The organism is Bremerella sp. P1 (assembly GCF_028748185.1).
Lineage (GTDB): Bacteria > Planctomycetota > Planctomycetia > Pirellulales > Pirellulaceae > Bremerella.
In genome coordinates this window covers 3,213,686-3,238,204 of the sequence record NZ_CP118164.1, presented here as the reverse complement: position 1 = coordinate 3,238,204, position 24,519 = coordinate 3,213,686, and the positions used below count along the sequence as shown (strand labels likewise).

The window sequence follows — 24,519 nt, the reverse complement described above, 5'->3', positions numbered from 1 at the left end:
TAGTTGGGGGCCCTCATCGTCATCCGGGTGCCGCGTCTGTTATATTCTACGAAGTCCCCCTGGTCGTACGAGTCGGCTTCTATTGATCGGTCACCACGATGGATTCTACGAGCGATGCCTCTCCCACTTCGCCTCGTCGCGAAAGCGTCTGGTTGGATTGGCAATGGTATGTCGTCTTGGTCGTCGCGCTGCTGATTCGTGGCGGCATCGGCTACCTGCAGTACGAGAACTTCTCAGAGGATCCCGACAGCTATCGACTCCTGGCCGACAATATCCTGCGTATTCATTCCTTTACGCTGGATGACCCTGCTGAACCAACCGCATTTCGCCCGCCACTTTATCCGCTTCTTTTGGCGGTCACCAGCATTTCGCGAAATGTATTGCCGGAAGAAGTTCTACTCCTGCATGTTGTTCTGGGCGTCGTCACGGTAGGCCTGACGTTCTTTTGGTCCATTCAGATGGGCCTGGGTCGCTGGCGCAGCTTGGCCGGGCTGCTGGTGGCGATCGATCCCATCCTGCTGAATCAGTCAACCCTGGTGATGACCGAGACACTGGCAACCTGTCTGGCAATTTTGACGCTGGTTGCCGTTTCGTCCCTGGTCACCAAGAACCTCGCAAGCGACGATGCACGTGGAAGTCGCGACGCGACCATTAGCGCCATAAACATCGCTGGGGCGATCGGACTGGCCATATTCTGCCGGCCTACCTTTTTGGTTTGGGCAGCCGTGTTGCCGATCGCTATTTGGTTTTGTTGCCGCGGCTGGAAGCTGCGAATCTCATCCGTGCTTGCTTACGGCTTGATGCTTCTGTTCCTACTCGCGCCTTGGGTCGTCCGGAATCTACTCGTGTTCGAAGCCCCGGTGCTCGGGACGACCCATGGTGGTCACACCCTGCTCTGGGGAAACAACGATTCCTACTACGAATACCTAAGAAGTGGCAGCACTCCAGTCTGGGACAACACGGAATTCCATCGACGCTTTGCCCGCCGCAACCCAAACCTGGGTACGTCTGCTAGCGAATTGAGTCGCGATCGGGCCGCGTATCGGGAAGCCATCGATACGATGAAGCAGAACCCCGACATGGCTGCCTACAGTGCCTTGGTTCGATTCACCATGTTCTGGCGGCTTCTTCCCAATGCGCTTTCAGACGAAGAAAGCAGCAAGCGTATGCTGGTCCGGTATGCGATTGGAGCGTGGTACCTCGTGCAGTTTGCACTGGTAATCGCAGGTCTTTTCGCTCTCGGCAAAGACCTGCGAAAGCCTGGCTGGATTGCCGCATTGATGTTGCTAGCGAGCTTTACGCTGGTCCATATCTTCTTTTGGAGCAACATGCGAATGCGTTCGCCGCTGGTTCCGATTCTCGCCGTGCTAGCATGTGCAGGAATCGAGTTGTTCTGGAATCGGCTATCCAAGCGGTAATCAGCCCGAAGCTGGCTTGCTCTGGTCTGGGCGCATCCCTATAATCCGCCCCGCTTTAAACTCTCGCGTCGCCAAAGAATAACTCGCATGCGACCTGAGAATTCCTAACAAGTCAGAGTCAATCGGCAAGGAAGCCAGGACCCTGTTTCCCCCTCACAGGACAAGTCCGAAGACGCGCCAGTCTAAACCCTGGTGCGGTTCCGCGTGCTTCACGCGTGCGCTGACGATGTGCGCGGCGTGGGTCTTGCTTGGGATCTTATCGGCAACATCGTTCGCCGAAATTCATCTTCCCCAATCAGACGCGACACGACCGATCTACATTCGCGCCAACGACGCGCGTCACTGGCAAGATGGTGAGCAAGAAGTCTGGATCTTGCGTGGCGATTGCGAGATCGTCCAAGACAAGACGGTGTTGAAAGGAAAAGACGCCGTACTTTGGATCGAGTACGCCCAGCCATTTCGCTTAGTCCCTCACAAGGTCACCGTCTACCTCGAAAACCAGGTCAATGTTACCTACCGCGATGCGGAAGCGGGCCAGGTTCGTCTGGAAGACACATCGTGGCTGGGGCAACTCTACACGACCTCGCGTATTCAATTGCCCGTCGATCCGACCAAAGCTCCTCCTGCGGTAGCTCCGGCCATTTATCACCGTGGCCGTAATGCACAGCCATCGGACGAAGACTTCGCACCGAAAGAACCGATCCAGGCCCCCATTCAGCAAATCCAATTCGAAGCAGGCCAGCCGATGCCGCCGGCCATTTCGATTGCCCAGCCAGAGATTCGAGTTCGCCTCTTACAACGCTATACCAATGGCTATCAGCTGGAAGTCGATACTGATCCGAACACCGGCGAAACGATTGCCAAGTTCGACGCCGGTATGAACCTGATTGTTGAGGGGCTGAGCGAACTCGATACGGTGAGCCTCCTTGCCGATCGTGCGATTGTCTGGTCAAAGAACGGGATTGAAGGATTGACCAGCCCCGAAGGGGTCACTGGTGATGGCGCTTACGAGCTGTACCTGGAAGGCAACGTCGTTTTCCGCCAAGGCGAGCAGGTCGTCTATGCCGAACGCATGTATTACAACGTCGCCGAAGAATATGGCACGATCCTGAACGCCGAACTGTTAACCCCGGTGCCAGAGTACCAGGGCCTGGTCCGCCTGAAGGCTGATGTTCTGCAGCGAGTGAATCGAGATCGCTACCAGGCATTTGGTGCGGCGATCACCACCAGCCGCATGGGCGTGCCACGCTATTGGTTCCAGTCGAACCAGATCGAATACACCGACCAGCAGTCGACTGTCATGAACCCGATTACGGGCGAAGTACAGATCGATCCACTGACGGGTCAGCCGAAGATCGACCACAAACGCCTGGCGACTTCGCGGAATAACACCCTCTACTTTGGTGGCTACCCGGTGTTTTACTGGCCGGTCCTTTCCGCCGACATCAATGATCCGGTCTTCTACTTAAACAAGATCAGCTTCAAGAACGATGACGTCTTTGGATTCCAGGTCCGCAGCGAGTTCGACAACTACGAAATCCTGGGGATCGACCAACCTTGGGAAGGCACCGAGTGGGTCACCGACCTCGACTTCCTATCGGAACGCGGCGTTGGCGTCGGCACACGTTTCAATTTCAACCAGACGTATTTCCCCTACTTCAACAATCCGGCGACTGGCTTCCTGGATGCGTGGGGGATCTACGACACTGGCAAAGATAACTTGGGGGCCGATCGACGCGACCTGACACCTGAGACCGATTTACGTGGTCGTGTGTGGGGGCGTCACCGCCAGATGACCTTCTTCGACTGGCAATTCACCGGCGAACTTGGTTTGATTTCTGACCGTAATTTCCTTGAGTCTTACTACGAAAAGGACTGGGACACCCAGAAAGATTTCGACACGTCGTTCGAGCTTAAGAAGCTTGTGGACAACCAGAGCTTCAATATTTACGGTTCGTCGCGCGTGAACGACTTCTTCATGCAGACCGAGTGGATGCCCAAGCTCGATCACTACATGCTGGGACAACCTCTGCTATTCGATCGCTTGACCTATTTCTCGCACTCGTCGATTGGCTACGCTCGCCTGAGACCTTCGACTGCACCAGAAGACCCAGTCGACGCCGCCACGTACGATCCGCTTGCCTACGAAGTCGATGTAGAAGGATTGGTAGGCACAACGCGACACGAAATCGATCTTCCCATGGAATTGTTTGGCTCGAAGATAACCCCGTATGCCCTAGGGGATGTTACTTACCAGGGACAAGACATTAACGGCGATGATCTGCTGCGGGGATATGCTCAAGGGGGTATTCGCGGCAGCATCATGGCCTGGAGCGTCAATCGAGCCGCTCAAAGCCAGTTGCTGAACATCAATGGCATCGCGCATAAGGTCACGCTCTATGGCGACCTCTACTACGCCGACTCGAGCCAAGACCTCTCGCGTATGGCGATCTACAACAATATCAACGATGACTCGCAAGAGGCTTTCCAGCGTCGCTTCAAGTTCAACACCTACGGCCTTCCTGCCGGCACGCCTGTCCCCAACGCAGTCGATCCTCGCTACTACGCCTTCCGTACGAATCAGCAAGGATGGGTGACCTCGCCTGTGGGTGAAATCGCCGATGATGTCGCGGCGGCCAATCTTCAGCTGCGACAAACCTGGCAGACCAAACGTGGCGGTCCTGGCAACGAGAAGATCATTGACTGGATCAAGTTTGATGTGGGTGGCACCTTGTTCCCTGACGCCGATCGAGACAACTTCGGTGAGACCGTCGGCCTGATGAACTATCAATTCGACTGGCAGATCGGCAATCGTTTCAATGTCTTCTCGAACGGTTTCTGGGACCTGTTTGACGATGGCCTACAGACCATCACGGTCGGTAGCTATATCAACCGCACACAGATCGGAAACCTTTACCTCAGCTATACCAACACAATTCAACCGTTCGAGACCCAGTTGATCGTCGCATCGCTACAGTATCGATTGAGCGAAAAGTGGTTTGGCGGGCTGGGAACGGCCTACGACCTGAAAGAGAACACGAATCTGGGTCAGAATATCTTCCTGACCCGAATCGGCGAATCGAGCATGTTCACATTCAACTTCAACGTCGATACCAGCCGGAACAATGTCGGTATTGGCATTAACTTTGAACCCCGATTCTTTGCGACCGGACAATACAGCAAGATCAACGGCGAGCCTTTGCCACCGCTGGGGGCTTACGGGCTCGAGTAACGCGTTTGCCTGAGGATCAGATCGCGATGAAGAACGAAATGACACCTCGCGGCTGGATCCGCAAGTTCGGCCTGGCATTCTCGGGACTTGCTTGGGCGATACGCAGCGAAGGGAGCTTCGCTGTTCACCTACCTGCGGCTGCTCTCGCGTTCTCTGGTGCTGCACTGCTTCAATTCGATTACGGCCGCTGGTCGGTCTTAATCCTCACGATCGGCTCTGTAATCGTCGCTGAGCTATTCAACACGGCGATTGAGTGCTTGGCCAAGGCGGTCGATGATCAACCGAACGAGCACATCCGAATTGCCTTAGACATCGGTAGTGCGGCCGTCCTGACGAGCAGCCTATTTGCTGTCGGTGTGGGCTTCTTTTTGTTCTGGCAACCGTTTTGGTTTTGGTGGAGTCCACCACTAGCCAACTAGCCAACGATCGTCCGCAGCGGTGCTCAAGAAAAAACAGTACCCTGCAGTAGGGTGAATACTGCAGGGCACTGTCTAAGTAGCAGTCAAGCGATAGATATTTGCTAAGCCGAGTCCATCCCCAAATAGTTGCCTGACTGGTTTTCAACGTCCTGTTGGATATCGCACCATTGCGTGTGGGCTGCTGCGATGCGGTCTGTCATGACCTGTCGAAAAGCTGACTCCATCTTGTTTTCGATTGCTGGCCCTGAGGGGGTTTCCCTCTCGCATGGGCAACAACTTATCGAGATTGCTTACGCTTGGCTAGTCTTTTTTTGAAAATTCTTAACTCTAACTGCATGAAGCCTTTCGAATCGCGCGAACTTACCTAAAGAGCGCATAAGGAAAGCCACAAGCATTCTAATCTTGCGGCTTTCCGAGGTGTGCAGTTTGGCTCTGAGAAGCTTAAGCAACGATCTCGTTGATCTTCACTTTGGTGTAGAGCTGACGATGGCCCGTCTTGCGTTTGCTGTTCTTACGACGACGGAACTTTTGAATGGTCAGCTTTTCGCCCTGGACGACGCCAACGACTTCCGCTTTGACCGAGGCGCCATCAACGGTTGGCTTGCCGATCTTCACGCCGTCTTCGCCAGAGACCAACAGAACGTTGTCGAACGTCAACGCATCGCCGGCGGTAGCCTCGAAGCGGAAATCAATCCGCAGCTCTTGGCCTTGTTCGACTTTAATTTGCTTACCGTCTTCTTGAATGATCGCGTACATCCGATTGAACCCAATCGAGTTTTATATTTCTGAACAGCCCCTAGCGGGGCGAATGACTTCAGGGGAAACCACACAATTTACCGGGCAAACTGCGAACTGTCGAGGGCGCGGAGGCCGTTTTCTTGGAATTGGCCTGGCGACTCGTCGAGCGTGCTAGTACCCGGTGAGATCAGAGCGAGGCACGCGAACGACGCCTCGCCCTTAAACTATTGCAATTACGAGACTTACCGACGCCCGTTGCGGGAAGCATCGTGTGGGTCGGTCATGTAAATCCGGCGGCCTTCCGCGTCTTTACATTCGACCTCGACGTGCTCTGGGAAGACCGACTCGCTGCCAATGATGTGAACGACCACGCGGTTATCGTCTTCGATGACCGCAATCTCGCGGCGTTTCTTATTGTTCAGGTAGGCAGCCACTTCTTCGTTGACGCGGCAGTTGATCTGGCTTGCCTTGGGCTGCTGGGCGGCAGCAATGAGGACACGCGTCACTTCAATCGCCATACTTTCGGACGACTTCACGACGCCACGACCGCTGCAGCAAGGGCAATCGCGGAAGATGCTTCGCTTGAGGCTTGGCCGGACACGCTGACGCGTCATTTCAATCAAGCCAAACGGGCTCGTCCGCAAGATCTTTGTTCGGGCACGGTCGCGTTTCACGGCATCCTTCAGGGCACGTTCAACGTTTGCGCGATGTTTTTCACGTCGCATATCAATGAAGTCATTGACGATCACACCGCCCAAGTCGCGAAGACGAAGTTGGCGAGCGATTTCCTTGGCGGCCAGCAGGTTCAACTGGTAGGCAGCTTCTTCCGAACTGCCATCGTAGCGGAAGTTACCACTGTTCACGTCGATCGCCACGAGTGCTTCGGTCTGATCGATCACAATCGAACCACCGCGCGACAGGGGAACTTCGCGCTGGTGGATTTTCGCGATTTCCTCGTCCAGGTTGTATTTGCGGAAGAGGGCTTCTTTCGTGTCGTGTCGCTGCAAACGATCGACGAACCGCGGCATCACGAGTTGCAGGAACTCTTTGGCGGCCTCGTATTGCTCTTTTCGATCAATGTAGATCGCATCAACATCAGCGGCGAAGATGTCACGAATGGTGCGAATGATCATGTCGCTTTCTTCGTAAATCTCGCAAGGTCCCGTCGACTTGCGGATGCGGCGGACGATCAATCGCCACAGTCGAAGCAGATACGCCATGTCGCGCGACAGGTCTTTCTTGGTTCGATCTTGTCCGGCGGTGCGAACAATGAAGCCCAGACCCTTCGGCGGATCAAGGTCCAAGAGCGTGCCACGCAAGCGACGCCGCACTTGGTCGTCTTCGATCTTGCGAGAAACACCGACGCGACCGAGAGCCGGCATCAGCACCAGGTAGCGTCCTGGAATGCTGATATAGGTCGACAAGGTTGGTCCCTTGTTGCCGATGCCTTCCTTGATAACCTGCACGAGAACTTCGTCGCCTCGCTTGAAGATCTCTTGGATTGGCGGTTTCACGCGAGGTCGGGCACCTGGACGTTGCCGACGACCACGCCGCTGTTGCGTCTTGGTTCCGCCACCGCTGGATGGACTGTCATCATCACTGTCGTCGTTATCGTCGTCGTCACCGAAGTCACTGCCAAACCGCGATGCGGCCAGGTCTTCGGGGCGATCGTACTGAGCAGCCGGATCGTAACCGCCTTGGCGGAAGTATTGTGGCTCGACGTCGCTGATGTGGAGGAAGCCATTCTTGCCGACACCAAAGTCGACAAAGGCTGCTTGGATGCTTGGCTCGAGATTGACGACGACACCCTTGTAGATGTTGCCGACAAAGTTTTCCTGGCTGGTCCGTTCCAGATAGAACTCTTCCAGAATTCCATCTTCCACGATCGCAATCCGGCATTCTTCCGGCTGCGATACGTTGATCAGCATCTCTTTTTTCATGAAAAGCTCGCTTTGGTGCATGGGGTCCATGACCGCGAAAGCTTTTTCTCGAAATGGCTGGTGTCGACTGAGGTTATCTCGACGGTATCTTGCGACGTACGTCGAGCCCGGTCCGGATCTTCTACTGCGGTGGCTTAAGAGCAACCTGGAGTGTTTTCACGCGGCTTGTCGGGTTGTCCAACAGTGTATTCCTTGTTGAGGCAACGATTCAAAAACGGCGATTTGTCGCAAATTGACCTCAGGAAAAGGGATCTCGCACAATCTACATTCCGCATCTTCGCTGGGGAGCTGTTGTTATTTCTCGCCCTGTGGTGGCGATGGTTTGCTCAGGCGGTTAGCGGTGATTTTCGGCGTGTCCTCTTCTCACTGACTTGCAGCATCTTGGCTTGGGTCAATTGACTGTCGCTGGTCGCTTGGAATCGGCTCGTTCCCGCGGCAGGCTTTTTAAAAGTCCCTGCATCGGGTGCGGTTGCCCTGGTTTCGATAAAAGCGTTCTTGCCTTGGACCTGTGTCAAGGGATCCGGCGAATTACGATTCACCGGAAAATTATTCTTCTGTGATTTGTCTATCCGGCCCTGCTTAACAGAGCCTACTTGTTCGGGCCGTCGGATGTTCATCCGCCCGACCGCCTTAGGCATCGTCGGGAAACAATTGCCGTAAGTGCTCTCGTAGCAATCGTTTAATTTCCCACGCGTTGTCCATGTCTCGCACGCGAGTCGCCAACTCTCGACATTTCTGAGCGGAGACGGTGCGGCATATTTGTTTGATTTCCGGAATCGCGCTCGGCGTAACACTCAAACTACGCAAACCCATGCCAATTAGCAACATGGTGTAAACGGGATTCCCCCCCATTTGGCCGCACAGAGTGACTTCGATATTTCCCTTTTTAGCCGAATCGACCGCCATTTGGATGAGTCTCAAAACGGCCGGATCGCAGCTATTGTAAAGGGCCGCCACGTCTGGGTTATTGCGGTCCACCGCTAATGTATACTGGACCAAATCATTGGTTCCAATACTAATGAAATCGATTTCCTGAGCGAATCTGTCCAACATGACGACGCTCGATGGGACCTCAACCATAATGCCGACTTTGAGGTCTCGATTGAAGGCAATCGACTGTTCTTCGAGATCTTCCATCAAGTCGGAAAGCAGCATTTTGGCCTGCCGCAACTCGTGCAGCGTGCTCACCAACGGGAACATCACCGATACGTCGCCCAGCACGCTGGCCCGCAGGATGGCTCTTAGCTGGCGGCGGAATTGATCTGTATTGCGTAGCGATAGCCGAATACTCCGCAGTCCCAAAAATGGATTCTGCTCAGGCGGGTGATCATCGCCAAAGATCTTGTCGGCACCTAAATCCAAAGTGCGAATAACAATCGGGCTACCCTGCATATCGCGAATCACTTTGGAATAAACCTGGTAGTGGTCTTCCTCGGTTGGCTCGCTATCCTGCCCAAGGTAAAGAAACTCGGTACGGTACAACCCGACGCCGCTGGCACCACGCTCGATACATGCGTCGGCCTCGTGCGGAAACTCGATGTTGGCCATCAACGTGATCGTCTCGCCATCGGTCGTCACCGCCGGAAGATCACGTAAACCGCGAAGCTTGATCTTGGTTTGACGCTGCTGTTCGACTTCCTGTTCGTACCGCGCGATCGTCTCCTCGTCAGGCTGGACGATCACTCGTCCTTGATGCCCGTCGATGATCAGTGTCGTATCGGTTTGGATCTCACGAAGATGGGCTCCGACCCCGACCACCGCCGGCAATTCCAAGGCCTCGGCGACGATTGCCGAGTGGCTGCCTGGGCCGCCCACCTCGGTGACAATGCCGCGAATGTTAACCCGGTCGAGGTTGGCCATTTCGCTAGGCGTCAGATCGTGAGCGATCACGATCGAAGGCTGCTTGGCAGCCAGCTTGCGTTTGGCGTCCGCTCCGAACAGTACGTTGAGCAAACGCTGTTCAATATCGCGGAAATCCCCTGCACGCTCACGCAAGAATGGATTCGGAACGCGTTCGAAGAACTGGACATAGCGCGCGAAGGACTGCGAGACAGCGTATTCGGCTGTGTAATGACGATACCGAATCGAGTCGACTAGTGACTCGTTTAACTTCTCGTCACGAACCATTTGCAAGTGGGCCGAGAAGATCGCACCGTACTGGTCTCCCAGTTCTGTAGCAACTTCGTCTTGGCTGGTCTGAATTTGCTCGGCAACCAGATCCATCGCATTGGCCAGACGCTTGAGTTCCGCGTCGACATTGGCCCGTGAGATAAAGCGGCGAGTAACCCTCGGTTGCTGATCGTCGACCACCATGGCCTTGGCGATGGCCACGCCGGGGGAGACGGCAATCCCTTGGAAAACTCGCATTAAGATAGACTCGCTTTAACTAGTGTGAGAACGCCGGAAACGACGCACCGATTCACGATTCGTTCTCTTCATCATCCTCTTCGATGAAGCGTTTCACAACATCTACCAGGGCATCCGCCGCAGTTTCCGCGTCAGGTCCGGTCACGATAATCGTTAGCTCCGTCCCCTGCTCAGCAGCTAAAGTCATCACATCGAGGATGCTCTTACCGCTTACTTTTAGGCCATCACGCGTAATCTCGACCTGAGACTGATACTGCAGCGCGACCTTGACGAACATGTTCGCTGGACGCGCATGAAGCCCTTGCCGATTCGGCACGACTACTTTTCGAATGATGGATTCATCGCCCATCCGAACGTTGCCCCGTGTGATGGGATGTCGCTTTAAATTCGGCCCGATAACCCCGTTTCGAGCCGAATCGACATCTCCGCCAAGGTTTTGATGCGACTCTTAGCTGCCGAACTGGTTGTTATCCGCTTCGTCCAGCAGCGTCTTGATGTCTTCAACAGACTTCGACTGCTTCAAAAACTTACAGAACATATCGTCGCGTAGCTGACGCGAAATGTTTTCCAGAGCTCGGAGGTGATCGCCAGGACGATCCGGAGGAGAAACCAGCAGGAAAAACAAATGTACCGATTCGCCATCAAGGCTGTTGAAATCAACGCCTTCGGTGCTGACGCCAACCGTCCCAACCAACTTCTCAACGCTGGGATGCTTCGTATGAGGGACAGCGATACCACGGCCGATGCCGGTGCTGCCGAGTTCTTCACGCTTCAAGATGGCCTTGATGATACTCTCGGCGCTGTCTTCCATGATGTCGCCAGACGCCACGAGACTTGCCGCTAGTTCACGAATAACGGCCTCTTTGTCCTTCGACTCCAATTCCGGCTTGATTGCCTTCACGCTGATAAAATCGGCAAACTTCATTAGCTAGGTTCCTTTTCATGGTGGACCGGGCCGGTAACAAGTCGCTGCAAAGACTCGGTGCCAGATGTCCAGCGTAGTTTCGCCAGTATGGTCGCTGTTCTATCCCTCGAAGTTCGTTTCTGCATCGGTGGCGGGCTGTCCCTTACCACGGTGCGCCTTCAGCTTTTCTTTGTGCTTGCGGAGTTGCTGTTCCATCTTGTGGATGGTGCTATCCAAAGCTGCCAAGAGACTTTCCGCTTTGTCCGTTGCCACAAAGTCTTCCGTCTTCTCGGCCGTGACACGCAATTCAACCTCAGGCTTTTCGGTATGCTCCAGGTCGATCGTCACTTCCACCGCAGTGATTCGCTCGAACAATCGATTCAGCTTAGAAACTTTCTCAGTGATCGTTTCTTGTGAGGCAGGACTCAATTGACCGTGGCGTGTTGAAATGTTGACTTGCACGTATGAAATCTCCTGACGGGACGATCCGGCTCAGTGGGGCTAAAAGCTCGACACATCGATTAGCTAACCAGACGCGACTACGGAGAGGTAGTCCCCGTTTCATCATGGATGCTATAGCGGAAACCTCCCAGTTTACAAGCAAGCGATCAGGCTGACAAATGGAGCCACCACCCGTTTCCGACCAATTTTTAGACGTTTTTCATAAGACGAGTAGTGCTAAATGGCATTCTCCGACCATCCGTTCGTCACGATCGGTCCCCCCGAGAAGGCGATAGAACGACTCAATTAAAGACAGTTCGCCGCTAATATTAGGACAACGGTGGCTTGTCGCTTCCTGGGATATGGCTGAGCGAGGGAGCAAACCGCCAGCGGCAGTAGCAAGAAAATGGCCATTTGCCCGGTGACTTTTCCCCTGATGCGACCGTATTTACCGCTTTAAGAGCTGAAAACGGGTCCAGGTCTGCACGATCGGCTCGGGATGCCGGAGCAAAGTTTCCAATTGCTGGCGAGTTTCGTCGGTTAGCTGATCATCTGAGAAACCACAGATTAGTCGATAAACCAGGGGGCCATGCTCGAGGTTCTGCTGCGAAAAGAGACGCTTCACATCTCCCGCCAAGATGGAATCCTGTGCCAGCAATGCCTGAACATCCAACAAGTGCCGCTCAAGCGTATGCTGATCTGCAATCTGGGCCCAGGCGCCGTTCCAGGCCTCGGCATTCCCCAATTGGGCGAGGGTCATCGCCGCATCGAGACGCTTTCCTGGGATTTCGGAAGACAGCATGTCTTTCAGATCGCGAATTGGTTCAGTTGAGCTGGAAATGGCCTCGGCGAGTGTCGAAACCGAAGCGGCATGCTGCATTTCATTGAGAACGCTCTTTTCGCCACCTCGAACTCCATGATTCATATGGGCAATGATCATTTGCCCGTGCTTCAGCGGAATGGGACCACGACAACCGGGTATGGTCAATTCGGCTTCTCCCGAGATTCCTTCGAAGTGAACTTCCTGATTGCTTGTGTTGTCGGCGAAGTCGAGTCCGCGAGAAACAACCGCTCTGGTGGATAACGCCAGTTGAACAGGATCGAGTGAACTGGTGATCTTTACCTGTTGACCAGCAACAGACAACACAAACTCCTGGCCGGATTCCAGATTGACGACGAGGGTGCCATAACGCAGTCTAGCCCCACCATCCTTACTCACAGATAACTCAGAGAGTTGGTGTGCTTCGAGTTGCAGCCCCTCACGAATCAGCCGAACGTGCCCGCCAGGGCTCACGACAATTCGGCCAATGCTGAATGGCTTGAATTCCGCTGACTGCCAAACTCCGCCCTGAGACTCCTGATGAAACACCCCCTTGGCCTCTTCGACATTCCATGCCACGGCATCTGCCGCGTTCGGATCAACGGGAATTGGCATATGAAACGCCGTGGTGGCGACTTCCGGGAGCAGGGCAGGGACGGCTTCTTTTGACGAAGTTGTCTCGATGGGCGACATCGACTCGGCCGCGGAAACAAGTGCGATCTGATCCTTCGGAATCTCAGGAATATCCTTGGGCTCTGAAGCAACTTGCGATTTATCTTGCCAGTGCTGGGCAATCATGGACTCAACCTTGTCACGATTCATGGTGACATAGGTTACCAAGACTAAAACACTGGCAGCCAATGCGAATAAGCGAAACGCGCCGCCAAGCCAGCCTGACTTAGCCGGTGCCGGCTCTGCGGAAACACTCTTTTCAACCAGGGGCGAACTTGGTGGCACGGATTGATAAGCCAATGCTGGAAGCTCGATGGCGAGCTCGTCGCTTGCCGCTGAGATTGCCCCGATTGGCCCTGGCATGATCGCAAATAGACGCTGACGAAGGGCTGGCTCTGTCGGGGTTGGCGTTGAAAGCCACTGGGAAATGATCTCGTGGCATGATGCCACTTCCGCCAGAAGGCGATCGGAAGCGAAGCACTCGTTCTCGAGCTTGACCACTTCTTCGCCTGGCAACGTGTAGTCGAGGTACCGCGATACTTTTTCCAGACAAACCGTTCCACGAGCTTCAATCCCGAGCGGGACAATTTCGCGCCGCGCGGTTCGATCTTTCAAGTGGCGCAATAACTGGGCCACGAACGGGCTTTGTTCGATCTTCTGAGAGATGAGTTCCGCTTGCTGCTCATTCAACAATCCATGTTCGTGAGCTAGCAGCGTTCGCAATGTCAGGCGCATCCGTTCCCCTGGACTTGGCTGGGCGTGCTCGTGGTGTCGCTAACTTTCGCGTTAGATAACATCCCGGCGAATAGTAACTGGCCGACAACCATTTACCCAATAGCGTTTTACGTAGTGACGGCGCCAGCAAGCTCAACGAAATCAGATCTTTTTTTTCATCCGGTTTCTTTTGACAAACATCGTTTCGAAGCGTATCTCTTAACATCAACATCTTCTTCCCCATTTCTATGGGCAGTTCAGCGGCTCAAACGCATGGCTGAACATGGCTAGCGGTCTAGTGCTAGCGATTAGTCGGGTTCTATAGCGAACCGGTTTCTGAAAAGTAACTTTGCTTCTAAAAACTTGCTATCAAGACCGCTAGCAGCTGTCGATGAATGCTAACGGCCACACGGTTGTGGCCACGTGCGGCACGGTAGCCGCGCGACGCAGGAAGCCAGAGTGTGGAACGGAAGCCAGCAACTCCGCATTGTTTGGCAGCTTTGAGGTTCGTCACCTCGACGGGTCCGAAGCAAAGTCGTGGAGCATTTTGTCATGAAGACGTTTCTATTAGTTCCTGGTGCCTTGGCAGGATTGCTAAGTGCCAGCGCGTTGTTCGCCCAATCCCCTGGCGACATCTATCAATCATCGGCATATCGCCCTGGTGCGACCTACTATGCCGAGCCGAGTGCGCCCGCCAAGTTGTGGTCGCAACCAACCTCGAATGTGAGCTACAAACCCGAAGCTAGTCTCGAACCTGTTCAGGGAGACAAGGCTTACATGGATGCCCTCGAAGGCAAGCCAGAAGACCTGGGACCACCATCGATGCCCGGCATGAGCCTGTCGACTGGTGATTGTGACTCAGGCAACTGCTACAGTGGCGATGTCTACGCGGATTGCTGCATGCCTTGCAGCCGCTGGTTCGCTTACGGTGGCGCACTGATCATGAACCGTGACCTCGAGAAAGAGGTTTGGTTGAGCTATGACGATGCAGACATCGGCCGCCAGGTAATGGGTACGCACGATGCCGGAATGGACTGGTCAGGCGGCTATGAAGTTCGCATTGGTAAGTACACCGGTTGCGGTACCTGGGCTTGGGAAGGTGTGTTCTGGGCAATTCGTGATACGACCGAATTCCAAGTGGACAACACTCAAGTCACCGGCAACTTGAACACCGTTCTGGAAGACGCATTCCAAGGTCTTTCATACGACAGCGGTGGCGGTCTCTCGAACATCGAAGATTACTTCAACAATGCCGTGAATCACCGGCTGCGTCGTTCGTCGGACTTCTACAATGTTGAACTGAACCTCTTCCAAGATCCAACCATGTTCTCTTGCAACACCGGTTGCAGCAGCTTCTCGGTTGGTGTCCTGGGTGGTGTTCGCTACTTCCGATTTTCCGAAGCAATGTCCTTCTCGGCTGACACGGTTGACAACAGCTATACCGGCCAGGCTGACGAAGTTTACTACGATATCAACGTCTCGAATGACCTGATCGGTCCACAGATCGGTTTCATTGGCAACTGGACTCACGGCTGCTGGAACGTTCACCTTGGATCCAAGCTTGGTATCTACGGTAACATTGTTTCGCAGGATTCCGAACTGTACGGTGCCAATGGCTACGCGGTTGTCGACAACGCCGCCAGCCCGAACGACGGTCAAGCATTTGACCTGAGCAGCTCGCGAGGTCGTGTCACCTTCCTGGGTGAAATCGATCTGGGTGTCGACTATCGAATGTTCAACTGCCTGACGTTCACCGGTGGTTACCGAGCCCTTGCCGTTAGCGGTGTTGGCCTGGCAGCCGATCAGATTCCACAAAACTTTGAAGACTTCGCCGTCATCAACGATGTGCAAGCTTCGAGCGACGTGATCCTTCACGGTGCTTACCTCGGCGGCGAGTTCGTCTGGTAAGACACAACGTTCACGACCTGTTTTGCCAAACAGAAAAAAGCCGTTCCCTCGGGAACGGCTTTTTTTAGTTCTTGGTCTGGCTTGTCAGCTTCCTCGGTCGGGGGCGACGAGATCTGCTGCTAAGACTTTGTGCGATGCTTAGGTCGCGGCCTTTTGCAGGCTTTGATTGTACAGTTCAACCAGCGTGACCGACGGGTTGGCCAGCTTCAGAACCGGAGCGAACTCTTCATAGTCGGCATCGACCTTTTCCATGGTCTCGGCGATGGTCGGACCACCCTTCATGACTTTCTCGTAGGCCGACTGGAAACGTTCCAGTTCTTTCCACGATTCGTCGGCGGTTGCCGGCAACAATGCCGAAAGAGCGACGGCCACGCGGCCTGGGTCTTTCTCTGGCGAGGCCAGGTAATCTTCGAGATCGAGGTGCGATTCAATCAACTCGGCGAATGCTTCTGGCAAGCTCCAACCGCGTGCGATCACACCACCTGCTTCGGCATGCGTCCAACCGAAGGTTTCTCGTTCCAGATCAGAAATACGTGCCTGGCCTTCGCTTCGGCCTTCAATCAGTGTGCGGTACTTGTCGCCGAGTTCTTTCGCCAGCAGCGGCACGGCCATGTCTTGGAGCAGGGCGGCGGCGAACAGATCTTCCGCATCTTTCAAACCCAAATGCTTGCCAACAGCTCGGGCAAACAAACCGCGGCGGAGAGAATCTTGCCACAAGCTCTTAAGATCAAATGGCCCACTCTTCGGGTTGGGCATCAGGCTAAAGACGGCACTCCAAAGTGCAAAATTCTTAATCGTGCGGATTCCAACGAGCGTAATAGCAAGTTTGACGTTGGAAATTTCTCGTGAGAAACCGAAATAGGACGAGTTTACGAATCGCAATACCTGTCCGGTGAGCCCAGGATCTGCCTCGATCGGTACCGCAAATTCGGCAGGGCCGTTTTCGGGATCTTGAGCGAGTTCCAACAAACGAATGGCACTTTGCGGCAAAGCTGGCAATTGGGCTCCGGCCAGCAGGTCTTTCAGAGAAGTATTTTGAGTCATCTTGATTCTCATCCCGTCAATTCTGGAAGCGAAAAGTTCCCCCGGTCGCTCTGTTTTGAACGCAGACCGCACGTGAAATAAATAGGTCACACCACACCTTGGGGCAACTTTCGAATCCCGAAGATTAAGCTTTCACGGAAATCCGCCCGTAGCGCGGACGCATCGCGTTTCCATAAAGCAACATCTGGGCATGAATCCATGAGGCAAGAACGCCACAAAATGATCGCCCTAGGATGCCCTACAACTGCCGCAAACACCTTCTAGAAAAGGAATTAGGGCAAACCAGAAGCGATTCAGGCGGTGGTGGCACATTCCCTGCAAAACATGAAAAGGACGACTTCTCGCTTTTCATGATTTTGCAGAAACGAACTTCCCGTGATTCGCATACTTCTCTGGACTTTTCTGGTGCTCGGAGCAATCTGGATTGCAACGTCCATGGTATTGCCAACTCCTGGCCCCGCTTCCCAGAGGGAAGTCACGGTCGTCTGGCGGCGAACTGACCAGGGATGGCTACGAGCCGAGAGTTGGCTCGTAGAAAAAGACTATCTCTATCAGGAGCCGAAACCCCCGCTGTATCCGATGACTCTCCTGCCAATCATCGTCACGCTGAGCGTCGGAGCACTGATACTTGGGCAGCCAAAAGGCTGAAGCAGGAATTCAGAACAACGATTATTCTTCTTCCGTTTCGTCACCTGCATCGGTGTTCATCTCGATCTCGGCGCGAAGCTCGTCAATCTTCATCGCCAGCCGCGTTAGATCAGGAATGTTGTCGACGTTCATCTTCTTGAAGACGTTGTGTCGACGCGCCTCGACCGTTCGGAGGCTTACGTCCAGACGATTGGCGATCACCTTGTTGGCTTTGCCGATCATCATTAGCTTCATCACATCGCGTTCGCCGGCGTTCAGCTTTTCATAGTTCTCTTTCGCTTCGGCCGATTCCTTCGATTCCTGTCGCCAACGGGCATCCAAGGCAATTGCTTCATTGACTGCGTCGATGATTTCCTGCTGCTGGCAAGGCTTTTCCAGGAACGTAATCGCACCGTTACGCATTGCTTTTACAGCAATTTGCATATTGGCATGCGCCGAAATGAGGATAACCGGAATACGTTCCCCCATCTCGACCAATTGTTCTTGCAGCTCTAATCCACTGAGCCCCAACATTCGCATATCGGTTACGACGCAACCGGGACGGCTGGCATCGAACGATTGCAGATATTGTTCAGCGGATGCATACGTTTCGACTTGAAGGCCGAGGGAACGAATGAGCATCCCAATCGATTCACGTGCCGCTGGGTCATCGTCAATGACAAACACGGTCGGATTCGTCGGCATAGCCAGTTACCTGTTGTAGGGAAGTTGGAAGCGTGAAGAAAAAGATCGTACCGCGCGCAGAGCCGGATTCAACCCAAATCTTGCCCCCATGCGACTCGACAATTGTGCGGCTAATGGATAGGCCCATTCCCATTCCCTTTTCCTTGGTCGATTGGAAAGCCTCGAACACGTCAAAGCCAGGAGGGAGTCCTACACCGTAGTCGCGTACCGAAACCTGAACCATCGGCTCTTGTTTCGTTTCCACAAGGCTTGCCTTAATTTCAATAATGCGTTCGGCATTGTTGTCGTCAATCGCATCGATCGCATTGGTAATTAAGTTGATCAAGACTTGTTCTATTTGAATTCTATCGACAAATACACTCGGCGTCGAAGGATCTATCTCGAGAGAAATCTCGATCGCCTTTTCTTCCAACAGCGGCGTCAAGAGTGCGATTGAATCGCTCAGCAGATCTTTGATTTCGGCCGATTCTGCTTTGGGTGCGGTACGGCTGACGAAATTTCGCAGCCGGCGAATGATCTCGGCGGCACGTCGTGCCTGTTGGCCAATTCGTGAAACACACTGCTGAAGGCTCGGTTTATCAACCCCTTCATGCGACTTGAGGAGATTCTCGCACGTCCCTGCATAGTTAGAAATTGCGTAAAGAGGTTGATTCACCTCATGCGCGAGCCCCGCGACAAGCTCACCCATCGCGGTCAGTCGTAAGAAGTGAGCGAGCTCCGCGTTATGTCGTCGGATTTCTTCCTCGGCATTGACTTTCTCGGTGATGTCATGAACGACCCCAACCACGTGTGAATTCTGACTCTCTGACACCTGAACAGGTGAAATCGAGATCTCGACCCAGCGAAAATCGTCCTTTTCGGCATGGATCCGGATGGTATCTCGTGCCGGCTGTCGCGAATGAATTCCAGCGACAATCAGACGCAAACGGGCATCGTATCGCGAATCACATCGAATCACACTCAGCCCAACTTGCTCTACTCGCTGACGATCGCAACCAACGATCTCAAGAAATGCCTGGTTGCAGTCGACGACCTTAATCTCGCCCTGCGAGAGTTGAACAATAAAGATCCCGTCCCCGGCCGAAGCAATCGCGCGGTCACGAATGCGCATTTCCGTTTCGGCCGCTTTACGCAGGGTAATGTCTTGAAATACGTATTGCGTCGCATTTTGACCATAATAATCGACCGACGTCGTCATCAACTCGACATCGAGAAGCGTCCCGTCAACGCGCCGCAAGACGTATTCGTTCAACTGCGTTGGCGAACGCGCATCAGCCTCTTGGCCATTCGTTCCCACCAACGCTGCGTTGTCTGGAATGTTAAGTGTTTCGATTGACTTCCCGACCACTTCGGAAGTCGAACTAGCTCGCAGACACTTTTGAGCCATTCCATTGGCGAGAACGATTTTCCCTTCGCATGCGACCACGATGGATGTCGGAGAGTGATCGATCAGCGCGCGATAACGCTGCTCGCTATTGCGCAGCGCTTCCTCCGCTTCCATCTTTTCGCGCTGCAGTCGCCACTCCCGAACCGACCGCTTGGCCAGACGGGGTAGCTCTGCAAAGCCAGATTCCGACTTGACGACATAATCGATGGCACCACGTTTCAATACATCGACGGCCGTTTGCTCATCACCCTGGCTCGTGATGATCATGACCGGATAGCGGCCGACTTTCCCTTGCGGCTCGATCAGGTCGGCACCCAAACCATCGGGTAACGAGAGGTCGACAATTACCAGGTCGGGCACGGTTTGCTCGATGCTCTCGCGTGCGTCTTTCAGTGAGAAATGCGTCGAGAGCTCAAAGTCATCTATCTCAGAACGAAAGCCACGCATGATGAGACGCGCATGTGCGGGATCGTCTTCAACAATCATCAAACGCAACTTACCGACCATGGCTTCTTCGCAGAAAATTTGAGGATGTGCCCAGCCTGACGAATTCGTGGAAGGCGATGGACGCTGAACGTGCTTTCAACTAGAAGCCCTATGATTCAATTCTGTCCAATAGGCTCCAACAGAACGCATCAAATTGACGAACTGCAAGTATTCAATTGGTTTTACCAAATAGCTGTTAGCAAACCTATCCGTCGCTTCTCGGACATCGGAATCCGCGTCCGAAGTGGTGAGAATGACGACTGGGATCTGTTTCAGCGCTGGATCTTGCTTAATTCGGCCCAGTACTGTTAGACCGTCAAATTTTGGGATTCTTAAATCAAGTAATACCAAGTGCGGCAGTTGGGTCTTGTGTTCGAACTTGCCGGTATGAAATAGATAAGCAAGAGCAGCTTCACCATCGGAAACGTGATCGACATCGAGCGACTGACTGAACTCGCTGAGTGTCCTCATCATCAGTTTCGCATGGGCCGGATTGTCTTCGACCAAGAGAACGCGACTGATATTGCTGACCATCCTATGCCCCCGTTGATTAAATCGCGATCAGCATCCTAGGCAAGCTTCGATCACAATTGATCGGTATTCTCTTTCAGCGTCTTTACGTACTGCTCACCATCTTGAGGTCTACTGTTGCGGCGTTCAATTAGTATGGTCCCGAAGGTCAGCAAAATCAACGAGATAAAGATCCATGCCAAGTCGCATAACGCCGTGAGTGCCGCAGGCACTGCGAGGAACGGTGTGCAAACTGCGCCAATCACACTTCCGAGAATGAAACCGACGAATGCCCCAGGCCAAAAATACTCTCGAACCCAACCAATCAAGACACCAACCACGGCACCGGTCAGGACCATCGCCGCGCTCCAGGTAATCCATTGCTCGGTGGCAACCGCCGAACCATAGACGTCGTGCGTTTGAAATGATTGCACGATCGGCATGGCGATACGAGCCAGAATCGCCGAGAACGCGACCAGCAGCATCAGAAAGATCAGTGGAAAGGATTGACCCTTTAACATGCGTGCGTCCGTCTAGTACTCACTGACTCGTAACTGGCCGTCAGCCCGATGTCCCATCTGGTGATAGGGGACTGGCCCGATCGTTTCCGAGATAAAACGCACGCTTCCATCGCCCATCGCCGTGTTTACGCCACCGGGATGGTAGCTTCCGATCCCGCCCACGAAAAGCGTTGGATCATTGGGAATCACTCCGAACACATTCGCTTGAAATAGCGGTACGTTCTTCCCCTCGAAATCCATGAAATCGGCTTCCGTCATATTCTTTGCTTGCGCATCCTGCTCGCCTTCTTTTTCTTTTGCTTCAGCATCACTACCAGGATCAGGGGGCAAAGCTGTGACATTGTCAAATGCTTCTCCAGGCTGCATCTCGAGCGTATTCAACCACTCTGGGTCAGCATAGACGTTCGGCAAGGCGATCCCTGGACCACTTTTAGGAGGCGTCCCTGTATTACGAAGTGTCGCTCTCGTACCGCTTAACCAACCAAGATTACTGGTCGGTGCAATATCCGCTTCAGCGAGAAACAGCGTGAAGGCCACGCCGTCACTGAAGTCGGCCGCCGCAAGAGGTTTGTTCAAGATGAAGGCGCCGGTGTTCGATTCGCTTATTGGCAGTTCACAATGATTGTGAATCCCGACATAGTGAGAAGCACCAACTCGATTATTCACCCGATTCACGGGGCTCGAAGGGCACTCCAGCATCTCCAGGCTCAAACTTCTCGGACCATTTTGTGCCTTGTCATAAACGCCCTTGCTGAAGTCGATATGATCGTAGGTCGTGGTGTCTCCCAGATAGGGCAGGGTGGCCGAAATCCAATTGTGATGGTATCCCTTCGGAATATTCTTGATGGGACTCGTATCGTTGATGGAACCGGCTGGGAAATGCTGATTGGCAGACTCGTAGTTGTGTAGAGCCAGAACCAACTGACCAAGGTGATTCATACATTGCATCCGCCGCGCTGCTTCGCGTGCCTGTTGCACGGCGGGAAGCAGCAAGGCAATCAAGACGCCAATGATGGCAATAACCACCAACAATTCGACCAACGTAAATCCGCGGAAAGTTCTCGCGTTCATTAGTTTTGCTCCGACGCTGGGAGTGAAATGGTCCATGTTCTTCGATCGCGAATGGTCGCTGCGGGCTCGTCACCAAGCTCGACGACGATTTCCACATTGCGAAGATTCGGATCGGTATTTGATTCGATTTCAATGACGACCTTGGCCGACTGTCGCAGTCCGCTGTCCGCTTTGTTCAGTTGCCATGTTTCACCGTCATATTGCGGCTGAGATTCTAACCGGGACTTTGCCAAGTCGACCGCCGACTCAAACAATAGATCCACTTGAGGCTGACTCGCGTTCCTGGCCGAATGTCGTGACTGCGACGTGACTCGCACAAGCGAGGCGGTGGCGATTAGCACGGCTCCTACCATGGCCACTAAAACAAACACGCTGACAAAACCGCGAGGCCTGCATGATCGCTGCTGTTTCATGGTCGCCTCCCGATGGTTTGCTCGATTACATACTCTTCGGAAGATGGCATACCTTGGTTCGCTTCTATCAATACACGAACCTGATCAGCATCACTCAGAGAGAACGTGACGCGGGACTTTGGCAGTCGGTACCCTTCCCGCTGGACTTGATCCGCGACCGGGGCTTTTTGTGTTCGTTCGACAAGTCCCTTCTTGATCGTGTATGAGACCGAAGAGTCTCTTAGCGAAATGACGAGCGTTTGGTCATCCGGCAGTTCCACTTCGTCAGCATCTCGCACATCTTGACGAAGCTGCGTTTCCAATCGCGTCACCCCTTTTTCCAGATCAAGCCAGTCCTGGGCCTGGCGGGCATTCATTTGGCTCTGATGCAAAAGCTTGATTGCTAAAGTCACGACAATTCCGCCAATGACGATGATCACTAGCGTTTCGATCAGACTGGTTCCCTTCCGACGTCGCGATCTCATGGCTGCTCCTCCACGGCTTCCTCAGGCGTCTGCTCGAATCGCCAGGCAACCAGCGAATACTCAGGCAGATGTGGAGAGTGGGGATTCCACGTAAGGACAATCTGTTTTCCGGCTGCCGGTTTTGAAACCGCTTTGAGCTCAACCTCGATTGTGTCTTGAGGCAAACCTTGTTGCTGCTCTAGCTGATGAGCCCAGCCAGTAATCGACTCTTCTGAAATCTCTGCCTCATCGGCGGCAACCACGCGTTGGGCAAGATTAGCCAACGTTTGCTCCGCGACTAGCTTTTGCTTGGAAAGTCCAATCCGAGCCGACTGGACCACCTGAATCGACAGCACCACCGACAACATCGCCGCTAGAACTGAAAGCGCAACGACGCATTCAACTACGGAAAGTCCAGATTGGCTGACATTTCGATGCATGATTAGTTGACCGGCGAGTAAATGGACAAGTTAGTCACCAGATTAATGATGGGAAGAAAAATCCCAATCGCGGCAAACAATACCGGCAGTGCGGCCAGCAAGACGAGAATCGGTAACGCTATTTTCATAGCTGGTGCCATGCGTTGCAAATGACGCCGACGCTTGCCAATCGATATCTCTTTGAGCGCCCATGCCAAGTTGCCGGCATCTTGTGCTGAACTGGCCAAAGCCGCTTCACCGCGATTCAAAATCCCTTCCTTACGAAGCAATTCAATCCAGTCTGCACCGGCCTGTTGCTGTCGGCAAACATGTCGAGCTACCTTGCGAATGCGTCCGGCGGGAAACCTCGCTTGCACGACTTCCAAGGCACTTTGCACTGGCAAATCAGCAGCAACGACCACCGACAACACATTCAAAAACCGGCACTCGTTCAGGGGACCGTGAACCCAGCGCAGGCCCCATGGAAGCTCGCTGAACACGCCACATTGCACCATCACCATTAGCACAAACAGCAAAAAGGCAATGGGGATAATGACATACAAACACCAAATAATGATATCCGACGACCATTCACTCCAAGCCCACAGCGCCGGAAACCCGCTGGCGCCTAAATCGAAATCATCGATGATCATCGCCAACACAGGCTTAATCTTGATTTCGGTAAACGTCAGCAAGGCCAATTGAAAGAAGCCAACCATCACGACCGTAATCAGTCCACCGAGGAACAGGTCGAGATTGCCGTAGTTGGTCGTATCGTCGCGAACAAATCCTTTGGCATGTTTATTGATCGCGTCGACACTTCCCATGGTCCGTCCTAACTCGAGCATCATGACCGTTTCTGCCGGAAGAAATACGCGAGCAATACGGGCTGCATCCACTAGGGACATGCCTGCCCCAATCGCCTTGGCGAACCGATCGGCCTTACGTTCCTGGAGCCCGGTCGCTTCTTGCCGATACGCAACAGCGCTGGCAACCGGTGGAATCCCTTTTTCCATTCCGGCAATCACAATCGAAACCAGGCTACGATTCTCCATGACACGGTAACGCTGCATACCAATGCCGAAGAGAACAAAACAAACAACCGGAATCAGAACGACAGCGACAAAACCTGAAACACCGATCCACCAACCGACACCGCCAATACAAATCATCATCCAAGCCGTCAGCCGCAGCGAACGACGCAGAACGGATGACTCTTCGTGGGTTGTGCTGTCCCACTGGTTCGACAGAACGAGCAGCACGACGCCCAAGAGGACGGCCATCCAGAGATTCTGTAAGTGGTAAAGAAGATCCATGATC

23 protein-coding genes are annotated in these 24,519 nt (G+C 53.6%); 5 read left to right on the top strand and 18 right to left on the bottom strand.

Going from position 1 to position 24,519, the window contains the following annotated elements:
• Window positions 1–98: 98 nt before the first annotated feature.
• The 3 genes from PSR63_RS13575 (at window position 99) to PSR63_RS13565 (ending at window position 5,069) form a co-directional block, all read left to right on the top strand.
• A complete protein-coding gene (locus PSR63_RS13575; protein WP_274333997.1) occupies window positions 99–1,418 on the top strand; it encodes a hypothetical protein in 1,320 nt (439 codons plus the stop codon).
• Window positions 1,419–1,644: 226 nt separating this feature from the next.
• Window positions 1,645–4,650, top strand: coding sequence for an organic solvent tolerance protein OstA (locus PSR63_RS13570; protein ID WP_274333996.1), 3,006 nt, complete (start codon window positions 1,645–1,647; stop codon window positions 4,648–4,650).
• A gap of 26 nt (window positions 4,651–4,676) precedes the next feature.
• Complete coding sequence (locus PSR63_RS13565; RefSeq protein WP_274333995.1) at window positions 4,677–5,069, top strand: diacylglycerol kinase; 393 nt, start codon at window positions 4,677–4,679, stop codon at window positions 5,067–5,069.
• 101 nt (window positions 5,070–5,170) lie between these two features.
• Here the strand turns inward: PSR63_RS13565 and PSR63_RS13560 are convergent, their stop codons facing one another.
• From PSR63_RS13560 to PSR63_RS13525, 8 genes are all read right to left on the bottom strand, one after another.
• Window positions 5,171–5,293 carry a hypothetical protein gene (locus PSR63_RS13560; RefSeq protein WP_274333994.1) on the bottom strand — a complete coding sequence of 41 codons (123 nt, stop codon included), beginning with the start codon at window positions 5,291–5,293 and terminating at the stop codon, window positions 5,171–5,173.
• Window positions 5,294–5,510: 217 nt separating this feature from the next.
• Window positions 5,511–5,825, bottom strand: a complete 315-nt coding sequence (gene rplU, locus PSR63_RS13555) for a 50S ribosomal protein L21 (RefSeq protein ID WP_274333993.1) — start codon at window positions 5,823–5,825, stop codon at window positions 5,511–5,513.
• Between the two features lie 224 nt (window positions 5,826–6,049).
• On the bottom strand, window positions 6,050–7,747 hold the full coding sequence (locus PSR63_RS13550; protein WP_274333992.1) for an Rne/Rng family ribonuclease: 1,698 nt from the start codon (window positions 7,745–7,747) through the stop codon (window positions 6,050–6,052).
• Window positions 7,748–8,377: 630 nt separating this feature from the next.
• Complete coding sequence (gene ptsP / locus PSR63_RS13545; protein ID WP_274333991.1) at window positions 8,378–10,114, bottom strand: phosphoenolpyruvate--protein phosphotransferase; 1,737 nt, start codon at window positions 10,112–10,114, stop codon at window positions 8,378–8,380.
• A gap of 52 nt (window positions 10,115–10,166) precedes the next feature.
• The gene (locus tag PSR63_RS13540) at window positions 10,167–10,463 is read right to left on the bottom strand and encodes an HPr family phosphocarrier protein (protein WP_274333990.1); all 297 of its coding nucleotides are present in this window, start codon (window positions 10,461–10,463) and stop codon (window positions 10,167–10,169) included.
• 99 nt (window positions 10,464–10,562) lie between these two features.
• Window positions 10,563–11,039, bottom strand: a complete 477-nt coding sequence (locus PSR63_RS13535) for a PTS sugar transporter subunit IIA (RefSeq protein WP_274333989.1) — start codon at window positions 11,037–11,039, stop codon at window positions 10,563–10,565.
• A 99-nt stretch (window positions 11,040–11,138) separates the two neighbouring features.
• Window positions 11,139–11,480 carry a ribosome hibernation-promoting factor, HPF/YfiA family gene (gene hpf, locus PSR63_RS13530; protein WP_274333988.1) on the bottom strand — a complete coding sequence of 114 codons (342 nt, stop codon included), beginning with the start codon at window positions 11,478–11,480 and terminating at the stop codon, window positions 11,139–11,141.
• Between the two features lie 427 nt (window positions 11,481–11,907).
• Window positions 11,908–13,686 (bottom strand): hypothetical protein, encoded by a 1,779-nt coding sequence (locus PSR63_RS13525; protein ID WP_274333987.1) that lies wholly within the window; start codon window positions 13,684–13,686, stop codon window positions 11,908–11,910.
• Window positions 13,687–14,217: 531 nt separating this feature from the next.
• Here PSR63_RS13525 and PSR63_RS13520 point away from each other — a divergent pair.
• Window positions 14,218–15,573 carry a BBP7 family outer membrane beta-barrel protein gene (locus tag PSR63_RS13520; protein WP_274333986.1) on the top strand — a complete coding sequence of 452 codons (1,356 nt, stop codon included), beginning with the start codon at window positions 14,218–14,220 and terminating at the stop codon, window positions 15,571–15,573.
• 138 nt (window positions 15,574–15,711) lie between these two features.
• On the opposite strand, the gene PSR63_RS13515 is transcribed toward PSR63_RS13520, so the two are convergent.
• Window positions 15,712–16,617, bottom strand: coding sequence for an HDOD domain-containing protein (locus tag PSR63_RS13515; protein WP_274333985.1), 906 nt, complete (start codon window positions 16,615–16,617; stop codon window positions 15,712–15,714).
• 375 nt (window positions 16,618–16,992) lie between these two features.
• On the opposite strand from PSR63_RS13515, the gene PSR63_RS13510 reads away from it, so the two are divergent.
• Complete coding sequence (locus PSR63_RS13510) at window positions 16,993–17,265, top strand: hypothetical protein (RefSeq protein ID WP_274333984.1); 273 nt, start codon at window positions 16,993–16,995, stop codon at window positions 17,263–17,265.
• A 21-nt stretch (window positions 17,266–17,286) separates the two neighbouring features.
• On the opposite strand, the gene PSR63_RS13505 is transcribed toward PSR63_RS13510, so the two are convergent.
• The 9 genes from PSR63_RS13505 to PSR63_RS13465 all read right to left on the bottom strand — a co-directional run bounded on the left by PSR63_RS13505 (window position 17,287) and on the right by PSR63_RS13465 (window position 24,515).
• On the bottom strand, window positions 17,287–17,949 hold the full coding sequence (locus PSR63_RS13505) for a response regulator transcription factor (protein WP_274333983.1): 663 nt from the start codon (window positions 17,947–17,949) through the stop codon (window positions 17,287–17,289).
• Entirely contained in the window at window positions 17,918–19,843 is a 1,926-nt protein-coding gene (locus tag PSR63_RS13500) for a PAS domain S-box protein (RefSeq protein WP_274333982.1), read from the bottom strand. The genes PSR63_RS13505 and PSR63_RS13500 overlap by 32 nt, the downstream gene beginning before the upstream one ends.
• Window positions 19,844–19,918: 75 nt before the next feature.
• Window positions 19,919–20,356 carry a response regulator gene (locus PSR63_RS13495; protein WP_274333981.1) on the bottom strand — a complete coding sequence of 146 codons (438 nt, stop codon included), beginning with the start codon at window positions 20,354–20,356 and terminating at the stop codon, window positions 19,919–19,921.
• Between the two features lie 50 nt (window positions 20,357–20,406).
• Window positions 20,407–20,853, bottom strand: coding sequence for a hypothetical protein (locus PSR63_RS13490; RefSeq protein WP_274333980.1), 447 nt, complete (start codon window positions 20,851–20,853; stop codon window positions 20,407–20,409).
• 12 nt (window positions 20,854–20,865) lie between these two features.
• On the bottom strand, window positions 20,866–21,924 hold the full coding sequence (locus tag PSR63_RS13485) for a DUF1559 domain-containing protein (RefSeq protein WP_274333979.1): 1,059 nt from the start codon (window positions 21,922–21,924) through the stop codon (window positions 20,866–20,868).
• Complete coding sequence (locus PSR63_RS13480) at window positions 21,924–22,337, bottom strand: hypothetical protein (RefSeq protein ID WP_274333978.1); 414 nt, start codon at window positions 22,335–22,337, stop codon at window positions 21,924–21,926. Before PSR63_RS13480 ends, PSR63_RS13485 begins: the two co-directional genes overlap by 1 nt.
• Window positions 22,334–22,801 carry a hypothetical protein gene (locus PSR63_RS13475; protein WP_274333977.1) on the bottom strand — a complete coding sequence of 156 codons (468 nt, stop codon included), beginning with the start codon at window positions 22,799–22,801 and terminating at the stop codon, window positions 22,334–22,336. Before PSR63_RS13475 ends, PSR63_RS13480 begins: the two co-directional genes overlap by 4 nt.
• Window positions 22,798–23,220 carry a hypothetical protein gene (locus PSR63_RS13470; protein WP_274333976.1) on the bottom strand — a complete coding sequence of 141 codons (423 nt, stop codon included), beginning with the start codon at window positions 23,218–23,220 and terminating at the stop codon, window positions 22,798–22,800. The genes PSR63_RS13475 and PSR63_RS13470 overlap by 4 nt, the downstream gene beginning before the upstream one ends.
• A 2-nt stretch (window positions 23,221–23,222) precedes the next feature.
• On the bottom strand, window positions 23,223–24,515 hold the full coding sequence (locus PSR63_RS13465; protein ID WP_274333975.1) for a type II secretion system F family protein: 1,293 nt from the start codon (window positions 24,513–24,515) through the stop codon (window positions 23,223–23,225).
• Window positions 24,516–24,519 lie beyond the last annotated feature (4 nt).

Bases quoted from the DNA above. Each gene is read 5' to 3' on its own strand.
- ptsP (WP_274333991.1), bottom strand. From the start codon at position 10,114: ATGCGAGTTTTCCAAGGGATTGCCGTCTCCCCCGGCGTGGCCATCGCC.
- PSR63_RS13475 (WP_274333977.1), bottom strand. From the start codon at position 22,801: ATGAGATCGCGACGTCGGAAGGGAACCAGTCTGATCGAAACGCTAGTG.
- PSR63_RS13525 (WP_274333987.1), bottom strand. From the start codon at position 13,686: ATGCGCCTGACATTGCGAACGCTGCTAGCTCACGAACATGGATTGTTG.
- PSR63_RS13465 (WP_274333975.1), bottom strand. From the start codon at position 24,515: ATGGATCTTCTTTACCACTTACAGAATCTCTGGATGGCCGTCCTCTTG.
- PSR63_RS13485 (WP_274333979.1), bottom strand. From the start codon at position 21,924: ATGAACGCGAGAACTTTCCGCGGATTTACGTTGGTCGAATTGTTGGTG.
- PSR63_RS13490 (WP_274333980.1), bottom strand. From the start codon at position 20,853: ATGTTAAAGGGTCAATCCTTTCCACTGATCTTTCTGATGCTGCTGGTC.
- rplU (WP_274333993.1), bottom strand. From the start codon at position 5,825: ATGTACGCGATCATTCAAGAAGACGGTAAGCAAATTAAAGTCGAACAA.
- PSR63_RS13550 (WP_274333992.1), bottom strand. From the start codon at position 7,747: ATGAAAAAAGAGATGCTGATCAACGTATCGCAGCCGGAAGAATGCCGG.
- PSR63_RS13540 (WP_274333990.1), bottom strand. From the start codon at position 10,463: ATGGGCGATGAATCCATCATTCGAAAAGTAGTCGTGCCGAATCGGCAA.
- PSR63_RS13480 (WP_274333978.1), bottom strand. From the start codon at position 22,337: ATGAAACAGCAGCGATCATGCAGGCCTCGCGGTTTTGTCAGCGTGTTT.
- PSR63_RS13560 (WP_274333994.1), bottom strand. From the start codon at position 5,293: ATGGAGTCAGCTTTTCGACAGGTCATGACAGACCGCATCGCAGCAGCC.
- PSR63_RS13470 (WP_274333976.1), bottom strand. From the start codon at position 23,220: ATGCATCGAAATGTCAGCCAATCTGGACTTTCCGTAGTTGAATGCGTC.
- PSR63_RS13575 (WP_274333997.1), top strand. From the start codon at position 99: ATGGATTCTACGAGCGATGCCTCTCCCACTTCGCCTCGTCGCGAAAGC.
- PSR63_RS13505 (WP_274333983.1), bottom strand. From the start codon at position 17,949: ATGCCGACGAATCCGACCGTGTTTGTCATTGACGATGACCCAGCGGCA.
- PSR63_RS13565 (WP_274333995.1), top strand. From the start codon at position 4,677: ATGAAGAACGAAATGACACCTCGCGGCTGGATCCGCAAGTTCGGCCTG.
- PSR63_RS13570 (WP_274333996.1), top strand. From the start codon at position 1,645: ATGTGCGCGGCGTGGGTCTTGCTTGGGATCTTATCGGCAACATCGTTC.
- PSR63_RS13515 (WP_274333985.1), bottom strand. From the start codon at position 16,617: ATGACTCAAAATACTTCTCTGAAAGACCTGCTGGCCGGAGCCCAATTG.
- PSR63_RS13520 (WP_274333986.1), top strand. From the start codon at position 14,218: ATGAAGACGTTTCTATTAGTTCCTGGTGCCTTGGCAGGATTGCTAAGT.
- PSR63_RS13495 (WP_274333981.1), bottom strand. From the start codon at position 20,356: ATGGTCAGCAATATCAGTCGCGTTCTCTTGGTCGAAGACAATCCGGCC.
- PSR63_RS13500 (WP_274333982.1), bottom strand. From the start codon at position 19,843: ATGGTCGGTAAGTTGCGTTTGATGATTGTTGAAGACGATCCCGCACAT.
- PSR63_RS13535 (WP_274333989.1), bottom strand. From the start codon at position 11,039: ATGAAGTTTGCCGATTTTATCAGCGTGAAGGCAATCAAGCCGGAATTG.